Source organism: Synechococcus sp. JA-3-3Ab (genome assembly GCF_000013205.1).
Classification (GTDB): Bacteria; Cyanobacteriota; Cyanobacteriia; order Thermostichales; family Thermostichaceae; genus Thermostichus.
Genome location: NC_007775.1, coordinates 1,613,418 through 1,629,035, shown reverse-complemented (window position 1 = coordinate 1,629,035; position 15,618 = coordinate 1,613,418). Strand labels below are relative to the sequence as shown.

Annotated in this window: 19 protein-coding genes, 1 tRNA gene and 1 other RNA gene; 6 read left to right on the top strand and 15 right to left on the bottom strand. The window is 61.2% G+C overall.

All coding sequences use genetic code 11. The features are described from left to right. Positions 1–12: 12 nt before the first annotated feature. From CYA_RS07670 to CYA_RS07660, 3 genes are all read left to right on the top strand, one after another. Entirely contained in the window at positions 13–753 is a 741-nt protein-coding gene (locus CYA_RS07670; protein ID WP_011430463.1) for a bifunctional 4-hydroxy-2-oxoglutarate aldolase/2-dehydro-3-deoxy-phosphogluconate aldolase, read from the top strand. A gap of 385 nt (positions 754–1,138) precedes the next feature. Beyond that, the gene (ybeY, locus tag CYA_RS07665; protein ID WP_041438372.1) at positions 1,139–1,630 is read left to right on the top strand and encodes an rRNA maturation RNase YbeY; all 492 of its coding nucleotides are present in this window, start codon (positions 1,139–1,141) and stop codon (positions 1,628–1,630) included. After that, positions 1,614–2,156 (top strand): diacylglycerol kinase family protein, encoded by a 543-nt coding sequence (locus tag CYA_RS07660; RefSeq protein WP_099812054.1) that lies wholly within the window; start codon positions 1,614–1,616, stop codon positions 2,154–2,156. The genes ybeY and CYA_RS07660 overlap by 17 nt, the downstream gene beginning before the upstream one ends. A 228-nt stretch (positions 2,157–2,384) precedes the next feature. Here CYA_RS07660 and thrB read toward each other — a convergent pair whose 3' ends face one another. From thrB to CYA_RS07645, 3 genes are all read right to left on the bottom strand, one after another. Beyond that, complete coding sequence (thrB, locus tag CYA_RS07655) at positions 2,385–3,305, bottom strand: homoserine kinase (RefSeq protein WP_011430460.1); 921 nt, start codon at positions 3,303–3,305, stop codon at positions 2,385–2,387. Positions 3,306–3,377: 72 nt separating this feature from the next. Next, positions 3,378–4,589 (bottom strand): ABC transporter permease, encoded by a 1,212-nt coding sequence (locus CYA_RS07650; protein ID WP_011430459.1) that lies wholly within the window; start codon positions 4,587–4,589, stop codon positions 3,378–3,380. After that, a complete protein-coding gene (locus CYA_RS07645) occupies positions 4,586–5,983 on the bottom strand; it encodes an efflux RND transporter periplasmic adaptor subunit (protein ID WP_011430458.1) in 1,398 nt (465 codons plus the stop codon). Before CYA_RS07645 ends, CYA_RS07650 begins: the two co-directional genes overlap by 4 nt. Positions 5,984–6,154: 171 nt before the next feature. Here CYA_RS07645 and rplS point away from each other — a divergent pair, with 171 nt between their 5' ends. Both rplS and CYA_RS07635 read left to right on the top strand, forming a co-directional pair. Then, complete coding sequence (gene rplS / locus CYA_RS07640) at positions 6,155–6,538, top strand: 50S ribosomal protein L19 (protein WP_011430457.1); 384 nt, start codon at positions 6,155–6,157, stop codon at positions 6,536–6,538. 62 nt (positions 6,539–6,600) lie between these two features. Further along, positions 6,601–6,673: transfer RNA gene (locus CYA_RS07635), tRNA-Trp, on the top strand. A gap of 261 nt (positions 6,674–6,934) precedes the next feature. On the opposite strand, the gene CYA_RS07630 is transcribed toward CYA_RS07635, so the two are convergent. The 12 genes from CYA_RS07630 to CYA_RS07580 form a co-directional block, all read right to left on the bottom strand. Next, positions 6,935–7,348 carry a hypothetical protein gene (locus CYA_RS07630; protein WP_011430456.1) on the bottom strand — a complete coding sequence of 138 codons (414 nt, stop codon included), beginning with the start codon at positions 7,346–7,348 and terminating at the stop codon, positions 6,935–6,937. Positions 7,349–7,389: 41 nt separating this feature from the next. Next, positions 7,390–7,487, bottom strand: an RNA gene (gene ffs, locus CYA_RS14130) — signal recognition particle sRNA small type. A gap of 129 nt (positions 7,488–7,616) precedes the next feature. Beyond that, positions 7,617–8,333, bottom strand: a complete 717-nt coding sequence (locus tag CYA_RS07625) for a BMC domain-containing protein (protein ID WP_011430455.1) — start codon at positions 8,331–8,333, stop codon at positions 7,617–7,619. A gap of 31 nt (positions 8,334–8,364) precedes the next feature. Continuing rightward, positions 8,365–9,060 (bottom strand): hypothetical protein, encoded by a 696-nt coding sequence (locus CYA_RS07620; RefSeq protein WP_228375217.1) that lies wholly within the window; start codon positions 9,058–9,060, stop codon positions 8,365–8,367. Positions 9,061–9,134: 74 nt separating this feature from the next. Further along, a complete protein-coding gene (locus CYA_RS07615) occupies positions 9,135–11,099 on the bottom strand; it encodes a ribulose bisphosphate carboxylase small subunit (RefSeq protein ID WP_011430453.1) in 1,965 nt (654 codons plus the stop codon). A 48-nt stretch (positions 11,100–11,147) separates the two neighbouring features. Then, the gene (locus CYA_RS07610; RefSeq protein ID WP_011430452.1) at positions 11,148–11,447 is read right to left on the bottom strand and encodes a EutN/CcmL family microcompartment protein; all 300 of its coding nucleotides are present in this window, start codon (positions 11,445–11,447) and stop codon (positions 11,148–11,150) included. Beyond that, positions 11,448–11,789, bottom strand: a complete 342-nt coding sequence (locus CYA_RS07605) for a carbon dioxide-concentrating mechanism protein CcmK (protein ID WP_011430451.1) — start codon at positions 11,787–11,789, stop codon at positions 11,448–11,450. 91 nt (positions 11,790–11,880) lie between these two features. Further along, positions 11,881–12,189 carry a carbon dioxide-concentrating mechanism protein CcmK gene (locus tag CYA_RS07600; RefSeq protein WP_011430450.1) on the bottom strand — a complete coding sequence of 103 codons (309 nt, stop codon included), beginning with the start codon at positions 12,187–12,189 and terminating at the stop codon, positions 11,881–11,883. A gap of 531 nt (positions 12,190–12,720) precedes the next feature. Beyond that, positions 12,721–13,446 (bottom strand): energy-coupling factor ABC transporter ATP-binding protein, encoded by a 726-nt coding sequence (locus tag CYA_RS07595; protein ID WP_011430448.1) that lies wholly within the window; start codon positions 13,444–13,446, stop codon positions 12,721–12,723. A 21-nt stretch (positions 13,447–13,467) separates the two neighbouring features. Then, positions 13,468–14,307 carry a cell division protein FtsQ/DivIB gene (locus CYA_RS07590; protein ID WP_011430447.1) on the bottom strand — a complete coding sequence of 280 codons (840 nt, stop codon included), beginning with the start codon at positions 14,305–14,307 and terminating at the stop codon, positions 13,468–13,470. Positions 14,308–14,349: 42 nt separating this feature from the next. Beyond that, positions 14,350–14,568 (bottom strand): NAD(P)H-quinone oxidoreductase subunit O, encoded by a 219-nt coding sequence (gene ndhO / locus CYA_RS07585; protein WP_011430446.1) that lies wholly within the window; start codon positions 14,566–14,568, stop codon positions 14,350–14,352. Positions 14,569–14,622: 54 nt separating this feature from the next. Beyond that, complete coding sequence (locus tag CYA_RS07580; protein ID WP_011430445.1) at positions 14,623–15,009, bottom strand: hypothetical protein; 387 nt, start codon at positions 15,007–15,009, stop codon at positions 14,623–14,625. Between the two features lie 402 nt (positions 15,010–15,411). Between CYA_RS07580 and CYA_RS15070 the strand changes: the two genes are divergently transcribed. After that, positions 15,412–15,579 (top strand): hypothetical protein, encoded by a 168-nt coding sequence (locus CYA_RS15070; RefSeq protein WP_011430444.1) that lies wholly within the window; start codon positions 15,412–15,414, stop codon positions 15,577–15,579. The last annotated feature ends 39 nt before the right edge of the window (positions 15,580–15,618 follow it).

Here is a 15,618-nt window from a genome sequence, read left to right as displayed (position 1 = left end):
GCTTTTCCACAGATGGTGTTTGAGGGTTCTGAACAGAGCTTCAGAGAGGGATGGCGGCACCCCTGGCTACTCCATTTGTGGCAGCAGCCCCTGATCGCGGTGATCCGCCTCTCGGCCAGCCCGGCCCAAGCCCTTGAGGGATCCACCCTGGCCATCCGGGCCGGGATCCGCCACATTGAGATCACTCCCCAAGTTCCCCGGTATCTGGAGTTGATTGCCCAACTGCGGCAAGACTACCCGCATTGCTGGGTAGGGGTGGGCACGGTTTTAAATCGGCAGATGGCAGAGCAGGCTTGGCAGGCGGGAGCCCAATTCTATGTTTGCCCCTTTGCGGACGAGAGCATCATCCGCTGGGGTCGGGAAGCAGGGCTGCCCATTGTGCCCGGCGCCCTCACCCCCGGCGAGATCTGGAGGGCCTGGCAGGCCGGGGCAACGGCAGTAAAGGTGTTTCCGGCAGAAAGCCTTGGCGGATCCCGTTACCTGCGCCATCTGCAACCGGTGCTGGGATCCCTGCCTTTGATCCCAACTGGGGGGGTTACCTTGGCCAATGCAGCAGAATATCTGCAGGCAGGGGCCTGGGCTGTCGGCATCGCCGGGGATCTCTTCCCGGCGGAGCTTCTTTCCCAGCAAGGGGTTGATCCAGACAGTTGCCGGCAAGAGCTGGAAAATCGGCTGCGGCAAACGCTACAACAGCTTGCCAGCCAGAGGGTCGCCGCAGCCTGGCCCGAACTTCCGGGTGAACCCCCAGAGTAGGGGGCGCGTTGACGCTCCCCGCACTTGAGTGGGGAGATGGCCGAGCACCCTGGCAGCAAACTTTGGAGGGCGCTGCCCAGCCGCACCCCCGACATCCCTCAGACAAAGAAAGTCCGAGAGTTGCGTCTGATTTCCCTATCACCTTGGCCGCCGCTCCCCTTACATGGGGTTCCTTGACTTCCCCCTTCCAGGGTTTGCAGCGTATTTGCCTGGGGAGGCGTCTTTTATGGCTATCGCAGCGGCACCCTAGCACAGCCAGCAATGTTAGCGCTACAGTACATTGAAGGTTTGTACCACTGGCAAAGGCGACTCAAGTCGTGGGTGGCCGTTCCGCTCCGTACTCAATGGGGCCAGCGAGCCAATTTTGGGTGTGAGTGAGGCCTGCATGGAGGGATTCCTGGATCTGTACCTGGAGCTAAACGTCCCCAGCCCAGTTGAGGAAGCCACTTGGCACCGTTGGTTTGAGGTGTGGCTGCGGGAGCTGGGGGTGACGGATCCCTGCGAGCTCAGCCTTTGCCTCACCTCCGACGAGCACATCCGCCAGCTCAACCGCGAGTTTCGCCACATCGACGCTCCCACCGATGTCCTGGCCTTTGCCGCCGAGGAGACGTCCACCCCTGTCGAGCTGCAGAAGATAACAGGGGTGCGCCTGCTGGGGGATATCGTGATTTCGGTACCCACCGCTTGCGCGCAGGCAAAAGCCCAGGGGCAGCGGCTGTCGCGGGAATTGGCCTGGCTGGCCAGCCACGGCCTGCTGCATCTCTTGGGATGGGATCACCCCGATGAGCTTTCCCTACAGCGCATGCTGCAGCAACAGCACCACCTGCTTGCCGCCATCCAAGAAGACCTGGAGGTGACCCATGGCCAGCAGCCCTAGCCGTTTTCCCCAGCCGCTGCGTTTGGCGGCATTGCGACGGCGAGCCCCTTTCACTTCAGCGCAGGTCGATTCGGCCCATCCCTCCGAGGCACCAGACCCGGGAGCCGAGGCTGACCTCGCGGCGCAGGATCCCTGGCAGCGCCCCCCCTCGTGGCAGGTGGCCACTAGCCTAAGTAAAAGCTTCTACTATGCAGGAAAGGGCCTGCTGTACGCCGCCCGCACCCAGCGCAACTTTCGCATCCACCTGGCTATGGCGGTAGTGGCCTTTGTCTTAGGGTTGGCCCTGCGGCTGAGCGCCGTAGAAATGGCCCTGATCAGCTTGACCAGCGGGATGGTGATGGCCTTGGAGCTGGTGAATACTGCCCTGGAAGCAGTGGTGGATCTGACCCTGGGCAGCCGCTATCACCTGCTGGCAGAAATTGCCAAAGATTGCGCTGCTGGAGCGGTGTTAGTGGCAGCGATGGCGGCTTTGGCTGTGGCAGCTTGGCTGTTTCTCCCCCCCTTGCTGCTGCTGCTGCCAGGGTAGGGACGCCGAAAAAGTTTTGCCCAGCCTCTCAAGGGATCCCATCCCAAACAGGTTTGTGCTGTGGATTCCTGGCTCCCCTCTCCCGCAGGGAAAGGGGTTAAGGGGTGAGGGATAAGGAGGGTCGGGAACTTGAGTGGGAGGGCGGTGTCCTAGTCTGCGAAAGGCCTATACGCCTAAAAGCACGACCCCTTTGTAATCGGGGTGACCAGCTTGACCCAAGGGCCTCCTCTATATTTGGGAATGGATCACCACCCGTCCCCCCTGTCGATCCAAATTCAGGGGTTTGGCCTCTGCTTCGATATCCAGTTGCTCCCAGGCGCCGACCATGGCGCATCCCACCCGTTCTCGCTCCTCCGGGGCGCAGAAGGCTAAAAGCGTGGGGCCAGCCCCGCTGATCACCACCCCATAGGCCCCGGCAGCCAGAGCCGCTGCCTGGACGGTTTTGAAGCCGGTAATCAGCTCCATGCGCGCCGGTTGGTGCAGTCGATCCTGCAAGGCCACCTTCAGCCAGTCCGCCCGCCCCGACTGCAGGCTGCGGATAAGCAGCCCCAGGTGACTGACGGAAAAGACAGCATCCGCCAGGCTGACGGACTTGGGCAGGATCTCGCGGGCCGCCTGGGTAGACAGCTTAAAGTTAGGCACCGCTGCCACTAGGCCGATGCGCTCGTGCCAATCCACCGGGCAAAATACCCATTGCCCCTGCTGCCCCTGCACACAGAGTTGACAGCCGCCCTGGAGGGCGGGCACCACGTTGTCGGGATGGCCTTCAAGGGCAATGGCCAACTGCAGGAGGGTCTCAGGAGCCAGGTTCAGCGATCCAAGAGCATTAGCCCCCAACAGGCCGCCGACAATGGCAGTGGCAGAGCTGCCCAGGCCCCGCGCCAGGGGCACGTTGAGGGTGATCTCAATCTCCACCCCCGGCACCGGCTTGCTTAGCAGCTCGAAAGCACGGCAGAAAGCGCGGTACACCAGGTTGTCCTTGCTCTGGCTGATGTGATCGCTGCCGCGATAGTGGATGCTGAGGCCGGTGGGAATCTCGCGAAATTGGAAGTGGTTGTAGAGCTCCAGGGCTGCACCGATGCAATCGAACCCCGGCCCCAAGTTAGCGGTGGTGGCGGGGACGATCACCTCTACTCGCTCTCTAACCAAGGGGGAAGCTCCTTAGCGAACGGCGGGCAACTCAATACCTGTAAGCCCCCATTATCCTACGAATGGGAGATCTCAGGCTCGCAGGGCCTCGATGGGATCTAGTTGCGCCGCTTGGCGGGCCGGGAAAATGCCGAAAACCACCCCGATCCCCGTCGAGAGGGAAAAGGACACCGCCACCGCCACTGCATCCACGCGGGTGGCCAGGGGGGTGAACACTTGCAGCGCCACCAGCAGGCCGCTGCTGAGGAGGATCCCGGCCACGCCCCCGCTGACGGCAATGAGAATAGCTTCGGTGGCAAACTGCTGCAAAATTTGCCGGCTATCGGCGCCGATCGCCTTGCGCAACCCGATCTCGGAGGTGCGTTCCGACACCGAGATCAGCATCACATTCATGATCCCCACCCCGCCCACCAGCAGCGAGAGGGCCGCCGTGCCGGTCAGCAGCACCCGCAGCAAGGTTAAGATCCTGGCCGCCCCGTCCAGCAACACCTTTTGGTTGCGGACGACGAAGTCATCCTCCCCCACCAGTTGGTGCCGTTGCCGCAGCAAGTTGCGGATCTGGAACTCGGCAGCCGGCAGATCTGCTTCGGAGCGGGCCGAGACGAAGATCGCCGTCAGTTCCAGGCCATAGGGGGAGCGCCGCCCCACAAACCGGTTGGCCACCACATCCACCGGCAAAAACAGGCCGGCATCGCTGTTGCCAAACACCGTTGGCTTAGAACGCAACGTGCCGATTACCTCGAAGGGCAGGTTGTTCAGCAGCACCGTCTCCCCGATGGCGGCAGCGGGATCCAAGCCGAACAGCTCGCGGGCGGCCTCGCTGCCCAGCACCACCACCGGGCGCTGCTCCTCAATATCCGCTGGCAAGAGAAAGCGCCCCTCCTCGATCTCCAAATTCAGCACCGACAAATACTCCGGCCAGGTGCCTGTGGCCTCATAGCGGCGATCCACTCCCCCCCGCACGGCGCGCACATTGACCACAAGACTGGGGACGGCTGCCGACACAGCGGGCACTTCCGCGGCAATTGCCCGTAGATCGTCGAGGGTAATGGGACGGGTGTTGCTGGCGTCCGCCAGGCCCAAGCTGGAAGAAAAGACAATGAGCAAGTTGGTGCCCAAAGAACGGAACTGATCCACGGCCAGCTCCTGGGCAGCATGGCCAAACCCGGCAATGGCCACGACGGCGGCGTTGCCGATGAGGATCCCTAACATGCTTAAACCGGTGCGCAGGCGGTAGCGGCGCACCATTTGCCAGGCCATTCGGGCTGCAATCGGTAGGCTCATGGGTGTGGCTTGATTTGAGCGGTTTCGCTGCGATTTTGCTCTTGTCGGATCAAAGTCTCCAGGTTCACCCCCGGCGGCAGCGCCGTAAAGACCCGATCCCCCGCCCGCAAGCCGGAGAGCACTTGGGTGATCCCGCCCTGGGTGAGGCCTGTTTCCACCGGTCGATAGACGGGCCGCTGGGTTCGCGGATCCAGCAGGATCACTCCCTCTTGGCCCTGCTCCCGCAAGATGGCCACCGAGGGCACCGTGAGCGCCTGAGGCTGCCGCTCCCCGATAAAATCCACCGAGACGTTCATGCCGGTGCGCAAAAAGTCTGCCCCCGCCTCCGGTTCGATCATGACCCGAAAGACGGTGACCTCCCGCACCACCACCGTGGCAGGGGCAATCCGCTTCACCCGCCCCTGCACCACCCGATCCGGATAGGCCAGGGAGCGGATCTCCACCGGCTGCCCCACCCGCACCTGGGCAATCTGCGCCTCCGGCACCTCGGCTCGCACCTCGATCCCCTGGGCCAGCGCCAAGATAGAGCTGGAAGAAGCGGCGGTGGCATCGGAAGCTGCGGTAGTGGGAGTTACAAAGGATCCCACCTCGGCAAAGCGCTGGACAACCACGCCGGAAAAGGGCGCCCGGATCTCGGCCTCAGCCAGGCGAGATTGCCGCTGGGCCAGCTCTGCCTCCGCTTGGGCAATCTGAGCTTGGATCTGCTGCAGCGTTTCTGGGCGGCTACCTGACCGCAATCGCTCCAGCTCCTGTTGAGCCGCTTGCCAGTCCGCCTGCGCCTGTTCCAGGCGGGCCAGGCGTTGATCCAGCTCGCTACGGGCCACCACCCCCTGCTGCACCAGGGTCTGAATCCGCTCCAATTCCCTTTCGGCCAACCTCACTTGCGACCGCGCCGCATCCACCCTGGCCTGGGCCGCCGCGATCACCTGGGGTCGCTCGCCAGCTTGCAGTTCCGCTAGGCGGGCCTGTAGCTCTTGGATGCGGGCTTGGGCTTGGCGAATGCCGCTGGCTAAATCCCCGTAATCCATCCGAGCCAACACTTGCCCTGCCACTACCTCATCTCCCTGATCCACCAGCAGCTCTGCCAGACGACCGGACTCGCGGGGGCTGACATTCACCTGCCGGATCGGCTGCACCTGGCCGCTCACCCGCAGGCGTTGGGCGAGATCTGTCACCTGCACGGGCACCGTTAGCCTCTCCAGGCGCTGGGCCGTCTGTTGCCGGAGCTGACGCTGAACGAGAATGCCGCCGCCCAAGCCGGCTAACAATATCCCCACAAGGATCCAGCCGATGGGCAGTCCTCTGTTGTGGGATCCGGTCTGTGGCAGAGGTTGGTCAGCAGATTTGGCAGGGGTTGGGGATCCCGTCTGGGGCTCATTGGTGCGCAGGATCACAAAAGTCTCTCGCCTTTAACAAGGGCTTTCTCTGTATCCAGCCTATTGAAAAAGGAGAGGGGGTGCAAACGCGGTTTCCCGCATGGCCATTGGGTTCGGACGGCTGGCAAGCTCTGTACAAAAAAAGGGGGGATTGCTACACTGATTAGCTGCCGATAACGCGGGAAAGCCATGAACGCTCGCATCAACGCCGAAGAGATCATCCGCTCCATCGAAGCGGCCCACATGAAGTCGGATCTGCCAGAGATCCATGTTGGCGATCAGGTACGGGTGGGGGTGCGCATTCAAGAGGGCGGCAAAGAGCGGGTGCAGGCCTTTGAAGGCACGGTCATTGCTATGCGTCACTCTGGATGCAACCGCACCATCACGGTGCGCAAGATTTTCCAGGGAATTGGAGTGGAGCGGGTCTTCCTAGTTCACTCGCCGCGCATCGACTCAATCCAGGTGTTGCGGCGTGGCAAGGTGCGGCGGGCCAAGCTGTTCTATCTGCGAAACCGAGTGGGCAAGGCCACTCGCATCAAAGCCAAAACGGATTCTAAAGAAGAAACCCTCTAAGGCTTTGGGCATACCTGCTACACTAGGTAAACTAGGTAAGGGGCTGACCCTTTACTACTCCTGCGTCCTTAGTTCAGTTGGTAGAACGTCGGTCTCCAAAACCGGATGTCGGGGGTTCGAGTCCTCCAGGACGCGTCAGCGGTTCGGCATTTTGAGGTGGCTTGGGGTAGATTCTCAAGCTTAAGCGCCCCGAGCTGCCAATTTTCAGAGAGAAGTCAGGGATCCAAGCCAACCGCTCCAACAAAAATTGGACGAGCCTGTTTAGACTCGCCGCTGCGGCCAAGGAACTTCGGCGGCAGCCGTTCGCAATCGGGCTGAGGGCGCTGCGGAGAGTCTTCCAGTTCCCCGTGAACGAGGATTAAAGAGATAGAGATCCCAACTTTTCCCGGGCCAAACCTAGGACTTCCTCGCTTCCTTCTTGATGCGATCCAACTCTGCCTGTAGCTCAGCAATCTGTTGGCGCAAACGGGCAGCTTCCGAAAGTTCAAGGGCAGTGCCAGTCTTGTCTTCAGCGTCGCCCATGTCGTCAATGTTGATCTTGCGAGGGGCGCCAGCAGACCTTTCCCCCCCCCTACGGTTGGCGTTGGCAGCGATGGCGTCCATGTAGGCCCGCGCCTCTTCGGCGGTCATCGCCCCCCGCTCCACCAATTCATCCACCAAAGCCTGGACCTGCTTGCGCAGCTCCAGCAGACGGCTGTTGGCTCTCCCGGCCACCTTTGCAGCATTGTCTGCCACCACCGCGGCCAAACCCATGCCGAAGTAGAAAGCCTTCTGAGCAAAGTTGGCGAGGGGGTTGTCTGTCTCGGCCATACAGGTGTGCGCTGCCAGGGCAGAGGTAAAACTTGGAAGAGGGCGACCCGGGTTGACGCGCCTGCTCAGAGCATCCCGTAGTGCTGCTATCTTCCGATCCTGACACGGTTTGGGCGTCGGAGCTGCACGGACCCAGGTCTTCCAGTAGCCTAACATTTTTCCTCTCTGCCCCGCTCGGCTTTCTGGAGGTGATCTCAGATCTTCTCCCCCTGTAGACGGCGGGAGGGGGCAGAGTACAGCGCGAGCCTTCCCGTCTTGCAAGGTAAACCTAAGGGGTTTCCGGCGGCTCCAGATAAACTGGGATCCGCTCCACAACGGTATCGCTGCGCCGCACCTCTTGTCCCTGGGCTTGGGGAATAGCCACCGGCAAGGTAACCGGTTGGGCAACGAAACAACTGGCCACCGGCAGAGCCTGCTCCAGTTCGTCGAGAGGGCGCGGGATCACAGCCACCGCGTTCAGCTCGCCGATGCGCTCTGCCTCGTACATGCCGGCATCGATGGCGATGGCCACGTTGGCCACCGTGCCCCGAATGATGGCCGTACACAGGCCGTCGCCAATGGTCTCGTAGGCGGCCAGTTGCACATCCGCCGTTTTCAGCATTGTGTCGGCGGCCCCTACCATAGCCGGAAAGCCGCGGGTTTCCAGCAGGCCCACGGCCAAGTTGCTGAGGCGGCTGTAGCCGCGGTTTTGTGCCAGTTGAGACAGCTTGCTGCTGACGGGCAGCACCGCCTCCAAGTTAGGCAAAGGCCGTGGAATGACCAAACTGGAGATCTCCTCTTGCTCAAACTGGCGGGCCACCTCGATCCCCTCCTCGATGGCAATGCGCACATCGGCAATCCCTCCCCGTACGATTGCCGTGCAGTAGCCTCCTGAGATCTTCTCAAAGCCGATCAGCGCCACCCCCGCCGACTTGGTCATGGCGTCGGCAATGCGCACAATGACCGGAAAGCTGCGTGTCTGAATAAGGCCCAAAGAGGTGGACATAGCACCCTACTTCTTTATGCCAGTGTAGCCCTCAAGACTGGCCACCCCCAGAGGATAGGATCTGCCGGTAAGGATAGATCTTGCCCAGCAGCCGATCCAGCTCCGAATAGCCCGGGATCCCATTTAGCTTGCGGGTCTTAGGGGATCTCGAGTTCTCTTGGGTTTGCTCAGCCGCCTCCTGCCAACGACGGGTTTGCTTTTCCACCTGGGCCAGCGGCGAGTCGGGGGGAGAGGGAGGGGTCGGCTCAGGCAAGGTTTCCTCAGGGGGTTCTATCGGCTCTTGCGGGGCCGCCGCCGACACGGGCTCTGCCTCGCTAGCCATGCCCACCTCCGCCTCTTGCCTGCTGGGATAGGTGGGATCCCCGACCAGCGAGCGGGGAGGGATCACCGCCTGGCTGAGCACTGAACAGTTGAGCAGCGTGGTTTCCGAGCCGATACAGGCGTTTTTGCCGATGGTGCCCTGCCCGATCACCAGCACCCCCATTCCCAAGGTGGCCCCCGCCTCCACGACGAGGGATCCCCCGCAGGCGTGCAGGATGGATCCCATGCCAATACAGACGCCTCGCCCGATCTCGATGCGACAGCCGGGGTTGGCCCGCAACAGCACTCCCGCTGCAATGCCTGCCCCTGCCTCCACCTGCACCTCGCCACTGACATAGTAGCGAGTTTCGCCGTTCTGGCTGGGCCAGGAGCGCAGCGTTGTAGAGGTGGGCAGAGGCAAAGCCAAGGTGCTCCTCATCGCTAGGAGGTCGGATCAAAACCAACCTTGAACCGACAGTGATCAGAGAACAGGCGGATCCCTCAAGGGGTTTGGATGATCTGCTCCAGCACCCGTCGTTTGGCTTTGGGGTCGATGCCCAGCAGGCGCACATACTCGCCGCGATGCTCCTCCAGGCAGGCTTCCAGAGCCGCCACCACCTGGGGCAGCTGGCTGGCCTCGATAGGGCTGCAGCTCTGCCAAGAGGAGGTGCGAAAACGCCGCTTGTCCGCATGTTCGGTGCCGATGCGGTAGCCCTGGCTGAGCAATTGCTGCACCTGTGCCACCACCTCGCTGCTGAGTCGGGTGCTGGCAGGAACGGTGGAAACAGGAGTAGCCGCCGGGGATCCCTGGGCTGCAGGGGCAGGCGACTTGCCGCCGGGGGTTTGAATGACGCGCTCGTAAACCCGCTTTTTCCCCTTGGGATCGATCCCCAACAGGCGCACGTAGTGGCCTTGGTGCTCCGCCAAAGCAGCCGTCAGCTCGGCCAACACCTCCGGCCCGCGGCTGGCGCGAATGGTCGGCCCGGTCTGCCAAGAGGAGGTTTTGAAGCGGCGCTCGTCAGCATATTCGTAGCCGATGCGATAGCCCTGGGCCAGCAGCCGATGTACCTCTTCCTGTAACTCCAGGTCGAGGCCAGCAGCGCTCCCTCCCAGCTTGCCCCCCTCTGCGGGCGAGGCTGTCCCGCCGCTGCTGCTCATCTGGGGCGTTTGAATCACCTTCTCCAGCAGCCGCCGTTTGGCCTTGGGATCGATTCCCAGCAGGCGCACATACTCTCCCGTATGTTCGGCCAAGGCCGCCTGCACAGCCGCCAGGATCTCTTGGGCCGAGCCGCTCCAATTGCCCAAAGTCTGCCAGGAAGAGGTGCGGTAGCGGCGGACATCGGCCACCTCCAGGCCGACGCGATACCCCTGCGCCAATAGCGCCCGGATCTCCTCCTCCAAGCTGGCGTCAGGGCGCGGATTGGCTGCGCCGGAACCTGGGGCCGTAACCGAGACGTGGCTGGGGGATCCAGAAACGGTCGCCGGCCCCTCCGGGGTTTGGATGATCTGCTCCAACACCCGTCGTTTCGCCTTGGGGTCGATCCCCAACAGGCGCACGTATTCGCCGCGGTGCTCCGCCAAAATAGCCCCCAGCGATTGCATGACCTCGGCCTCGCGGGTGCTGGTGATCGGGCTTTCGCTCTGCCAGGAAGAGGTACGGAAGCGGCGGGCATCGGCATATTCCAGCCCTACCCGATAGCCTTGGGCCAACAGGGCGCGAACTTGCTCCACCACCTCCGGCTTGAGAAGGGATCCGCCGCCGTTCCGGCCGTCGGCGCGAGAGGAGGAATGAGTCATGGATGCCGTCTCCGTAGCCGTTGGGTTAGAGGTGCGCGACCGCAGAAGTTCGTTGCGAATGGGAGCAATACAGACCAGGTTTTCGCTGCAGTGATAGCCTTCCAGCAGAGCCTGGTTGATGCCGATCACATGTTGGGCAAACTTGGCATCGCTATCCTGCACATCGGGCAGCCGATCCGCCTCAGCTTGCGTGGTGATGATGGAGCCGGAGGGCACATACTTGCCCGGCGGGATCTCCACATCCTGGATCAAGCAGTGCAACATGACGATGCAGCCATCCCCCACCCGCGCGTTGAACACCGTGGAGCGGAAGCCGATAAAGCAGTTGTTGCCCACATAGGCTGGCCCGTGGATCAAGGCCATGTGGGCAATGGAGGTGTTCTTGCCAATCCACACGGAGTAGGGTTGGCCATCTTCCCCAATGACCCGCCCTTGCTCCAGGCCGTGGATTACCACCCCATCCTGGACGTTGGAGCCGTCGCCAATGTAAAAGGGAGAGCCCTCATCCGCACGGATGGAAGTTCCTGGGGCAATCAGCACCTGGGCGCCCACGCGCACATCCCCGATGAGATTGGAAAAGGAATGCACGTAGGCAGAGGGATGGATGGTCGGCTCCGCCAGGCGGCGAGACCAGGGCGTTGGCGGCGCAGCATAGGTGTGAGCAGGCATAACCGTGAGCCTCTAGAACACGTCAGAGAGAGGAAGGAGGGATCCCAGCTAGCGTTGGTCGCGCTTGTTGTAGAGGGAGCGACCGCCGATGCTGACGGTATCGATGATCGCCATCACCACTGCATCCAGCGGACGGGTTTCGTTTCCCTGCGGCTGGCGAGCTGCGCTGCCCTGGCTGACCAGCACCCACTCCTCGGCGCCGGCCCCCACCGGATCGGCAGCTACAGCGTAGTCGGGCTGCGGTCGGCCCTCGAGATCGACATACTGCACCACCAGAAACTTCACGCCTGTCAGGCTGGGATCCTTCTGGGTGCTGGTAACAGTGCCCCGCACAATCGCGATACGCATCTAGGGACGGGTGAAGGGACGGATGGCGTTGACCCCTTCGCGGAACTGAGCCACATCCTCGGTGTAGCGAATGGGCAACACGTACTCTAGGTTTTCGTGGGGACGGGCGATGATGTGCCAGGAGAGCAACTGGCCGCCATTGACCCGCTTCACCGACTCGATCCCGGCGGCCACCGAGGCCTGCACCTCGGAGACATCGCCCCGTACGATCACGGTGACGCGCCCGCTGCTGATTTTTTCATAACCCACCAGGGTGACGCGCGCGGCCTTTACCATGGCGTCGGCAGCTTCCACCACTGCCGGGAAGCCCAGGGTTTCGATCATTCCGACTGCAATAGCCATAGGGACTCCTTACGCTGAAATTGTGGAGGGGGTTGGAACCTGTCCAGATTTTCTGGATCGGGTCAATTCCAGGCTAAGTGCAACTACTCAGTTAGGTACGAAACTGCTCCACTGCCTCCGTGTAGCGGATGGGCAGCACAAACTCCAGGTTTTCGTGGGGACGGGCGATGATGTGGTGGGAGAGGATCTCGCCCCCACTCACCCGTTTGGCAGACTCCAAGCCAGCGGCCACCGAGGCCTGCACCTCGGAGACATCGCCCCGTACGATCACGGTGACGCGCCCGCTGCCAATTTTTTCGTAACCCACTAGGGTGACGCGCGCGGCCTTTACCATGGCGTCGGCAGCTTCCACTACTGCCGGGAACCCGCGGGTTTCGATCATTCCGACTGCAATAGGCATATCAACTCTCCACTTTTGAACACTCAGTTCCTGAACGTTGCCGAACCCAGCAATAAGGCCAATCGATCTCCAAATTGATCTCGCCTATTGGGTTCGATCCTGCAATTTCCCTCGAACTCATCCAAGAGATCCTCTGCCCAACCCTCAGTGGACAGCTCTTCTCGGCAACACCTACTCCAGCCACCACAGACCTCCCCCTGGAGAGAAGGCCGTGCCCAACCCCCGACCTCAGACTCAATCAGACGGAGGCCAGAAAAGGTTGTGGGAGCCATCCGGGTTAACCACAACTGTCGCTCAGGCGGGCAAAGCTGCCAACTCCAGGCCAAGTCCCCATCTTTCTTGCACAAAATCGATCATACAAAATCGACGAGGACGCCCCAGAGAAGGGATCCCCCGACTCAACAAAATGATATCCCCATTCAATCCTGGACGAAAATCAATATTTTTAATTAGCACGATAGCTTTTTATTAAGAGAGACAAAATTGTTATCAACTCAAAAATAATTCTTGACATCTTTTCAGCTTTTGCCGTTATCGGCGCAGCGAGGGGGGCACTTCCAAGTCATGGGCTTCCATGAGGTCGGGTTGGCTCATCAGATGGGCCGGGGATCCCTGGGCGCAAATCCGGCCTTGATCTAAGAGGATCACCCGATCGCACACTTCCAGGATCAGTTCCAGATCGTGGGAAGCGAGCAGAAAGGTGTGCGTTGCTTGCAACAAAAAGGCGATTAGCCGGCGACGGGCGCGCAGATCCAGGTTGGCAGTCGGCTCATCGTAGAGTACCAACTGCGGCTGCATTGCCAGGATCCCGGCGATCGCGACCATGCGTTTTTCACCGCCGGAGAGATGATGGGGGGGACAGTTGGCCAAATTCAGGGTGCCGGTCATCGCCAGGGTTGCTTGGACCACAGCCGCGACCTCTGTCTCAGAACGTCCCAGGTTGCGCGGCCCAAAGGCTACATCCTCGGCCACCGAGGCGGCAAACAGTTGATCGTCGGGATCCTGAAACACCAGCCCCACCTCAGGGCGAAACTGGCCAGGCTGGAGCGGCTGCCCAAACAAGGTGATCTGGCCGGAACAGGGGGGCAACAGGCCAGCGAGGGCCAGGAACAGGGTGGTTTTGCCGGCGCCATTGGGGCCAATGATTCCTAGGCGCTGCCCGGCCTCAACCCGTAGATCCAGCCCTTGCAGCACCGGCGGACAACCGGGATAGGCGACCCACAACTGTTTGACCTCCACCGCCGGCGCTGTGTTCATGGCAGCAAGCTCATCCCAGGGCTAGCGCTGCTCCCAATGCTTCCAGCGCTTCTGGGTGGCGGCAGGGGTGAGCTGCAGGGTGGGTACGCTGGGGCTGGTCAGGTCGATCTGGAGAATTTCGTCGGGTGTACACTCGCAGTGGCGGCGCAGATCCCGCATTTGGTTGAGGGTTTGAATTTGCAGAGGCAGGCGGTCAGAAATCGGCCCCAGATAGACGTTGCCCAGCTCAGTGTGGAGCGTGATTCCCTCTCCCGACTGCCAATCTACGGTCTCGATCTGGATCTCAGCCTGTTGCAGGGCTTCGAGCAACAAGGCCCATTGCTCGGGCGCGTGGTTCTCCCAGCCCAGCAACTCCAGCTCAGGCCAGGAAAGGGAGGATCCGCTGTGGCGTCGAAAGGGATCGGGGGGCAGCCAATGGCCTTGCCGATCCACCCAGCCTGTCTGGTCGCCCCGACGGGCGCGCGCGACCAGTTGCCGTTCCCGCACCTGGACGATCACCCCCACCGGCAGCAGCCGCCGCTGTACCTGGACGCTTTCGATGGGAGAAGGGCGGGCCGGGGATGCCAGCAAGGCTCTTTCCAACACAGCCGGCTGCACCTGCCAGAGGTTCATTGGATAGGTCAGAGGCAGTTGCTCCCGGATCCAGTCGGGGTCGACCCAGTAGCTGCCCTTTACCTGAATTTGCTCCGGCCGGCGAATTTGCCAGTAGGGCTGCTGCAGGCCCAACACCAGCAGCGTCAGAACGCCCATCGAGCTGGCCAAGCGCCAGGATCCCTGCCAAAAGCGCTTGCGCCGTTGCTGACGCAAAAGTCGCCTGCGTTGCAGAAGTTGGTCGCGCGTGGGAGAAGCCAGAGGTACCATTAGCCCTCCCTCAAGCCAAAGGGGAGCATTCCATGCTCCTATTCAACTCGCGATCTCCTCGACCTGATCCGCCCGCAGCCAAATTGGAGGGGTGGGAACAGCCCCAAACTTAATCTGGAGGTAGTCGTCCTTGATATCCACCACTTCTCCAGGAGTTTCGAAGACGTAGTTGGGAATCAAAGGGTCGCTGGCCTGGGCTTCCAGGCTGCCTTGCAGTTTCTCGCGGATGGCCCGCACCAAAGTGCCTCGCTTAATCGCCATTGCCCCTCCTTCGATAGCCGTTGTATCCTGTGCCGCCAATAAGCCGGGTCCAGCCTACTTGCGCTTCAGGCTGCGGGCCATGTTGCGAAACATGTCCATGTCAGATCCCCCCTGGCGGCGTGAGCCTGCTCCACTGCTGCTGTTTGAGGTGGAAGAGCTTTGCTCAGGGGCTTTGGCCTGTTCTACGGCCAACTTAACTTTGCTTAGGGAAGAAACCTGCTCCACCACCTCCACCTTCTCCGTAGAGCCGAAATCCTGGAAGGTGTGCTTCACGATCCTAGGAGTGCGCATGTATTCGATGTTGCCAAGGGTTTTGGCCTCATCTGGGTCGAGAAAGAAGGTGTTGTCTTTCTTTTTGGCCGGCTGAGCAGCCGTCCCTGATGAAGGTTTGGAATCTGCCTGACCACGAGAGCCGAAAAAGCGCCTGAAGATGCCCACCATTGGTGTCTTGCCTGCAATGCGAAGAAAGTTGAGCCGGATCCCTAGACGTCGGGTCAGCCAGCCGCAGCTAGAAAGGTGACGGCTGAGCCCGGCTATGAAATCATGTTAAGCCAACTCAGGATAACATGCTCCCTGGCTGCAGGACGGCTTTCTCGGCCACATGTTCAACTCTCGGAGGCTCTGCCAGGGGAGGACCTTCGACCCTAGGCAAGTAGTCTGGCCAAGGGCAGCGAGCACATCCTCAGTCACGGCTCTTTAGTAAGTTTGGGGATCCCAATGACTGGCCAATGTACAGTTTTTTTGCTGGAAAATCCGTGTTGGCTCCCTTTTTGAGCTATGGCTTGACTCTTCACAATCAGTATGGGCAAGCAGTGTTAAGCCCGATCCCAGGAGGGGCAAACTATGACCATTCGATCCATCGTTGAAGAAGTCTTGCAAACTCGCCACTTTACCTCAGAACACGAGAGCCTAATCTACCGCCTGTTGTGCGATCGGTGTTTTGACGAGGCCGATTTGAAGGCATTGGCTTACCTGAGCGACGCTATGGTTCAGGGAATTGTTCAGCACTAGCCTCGGGATCCCTAAATAATTACAGGCGGCACTCCGGAT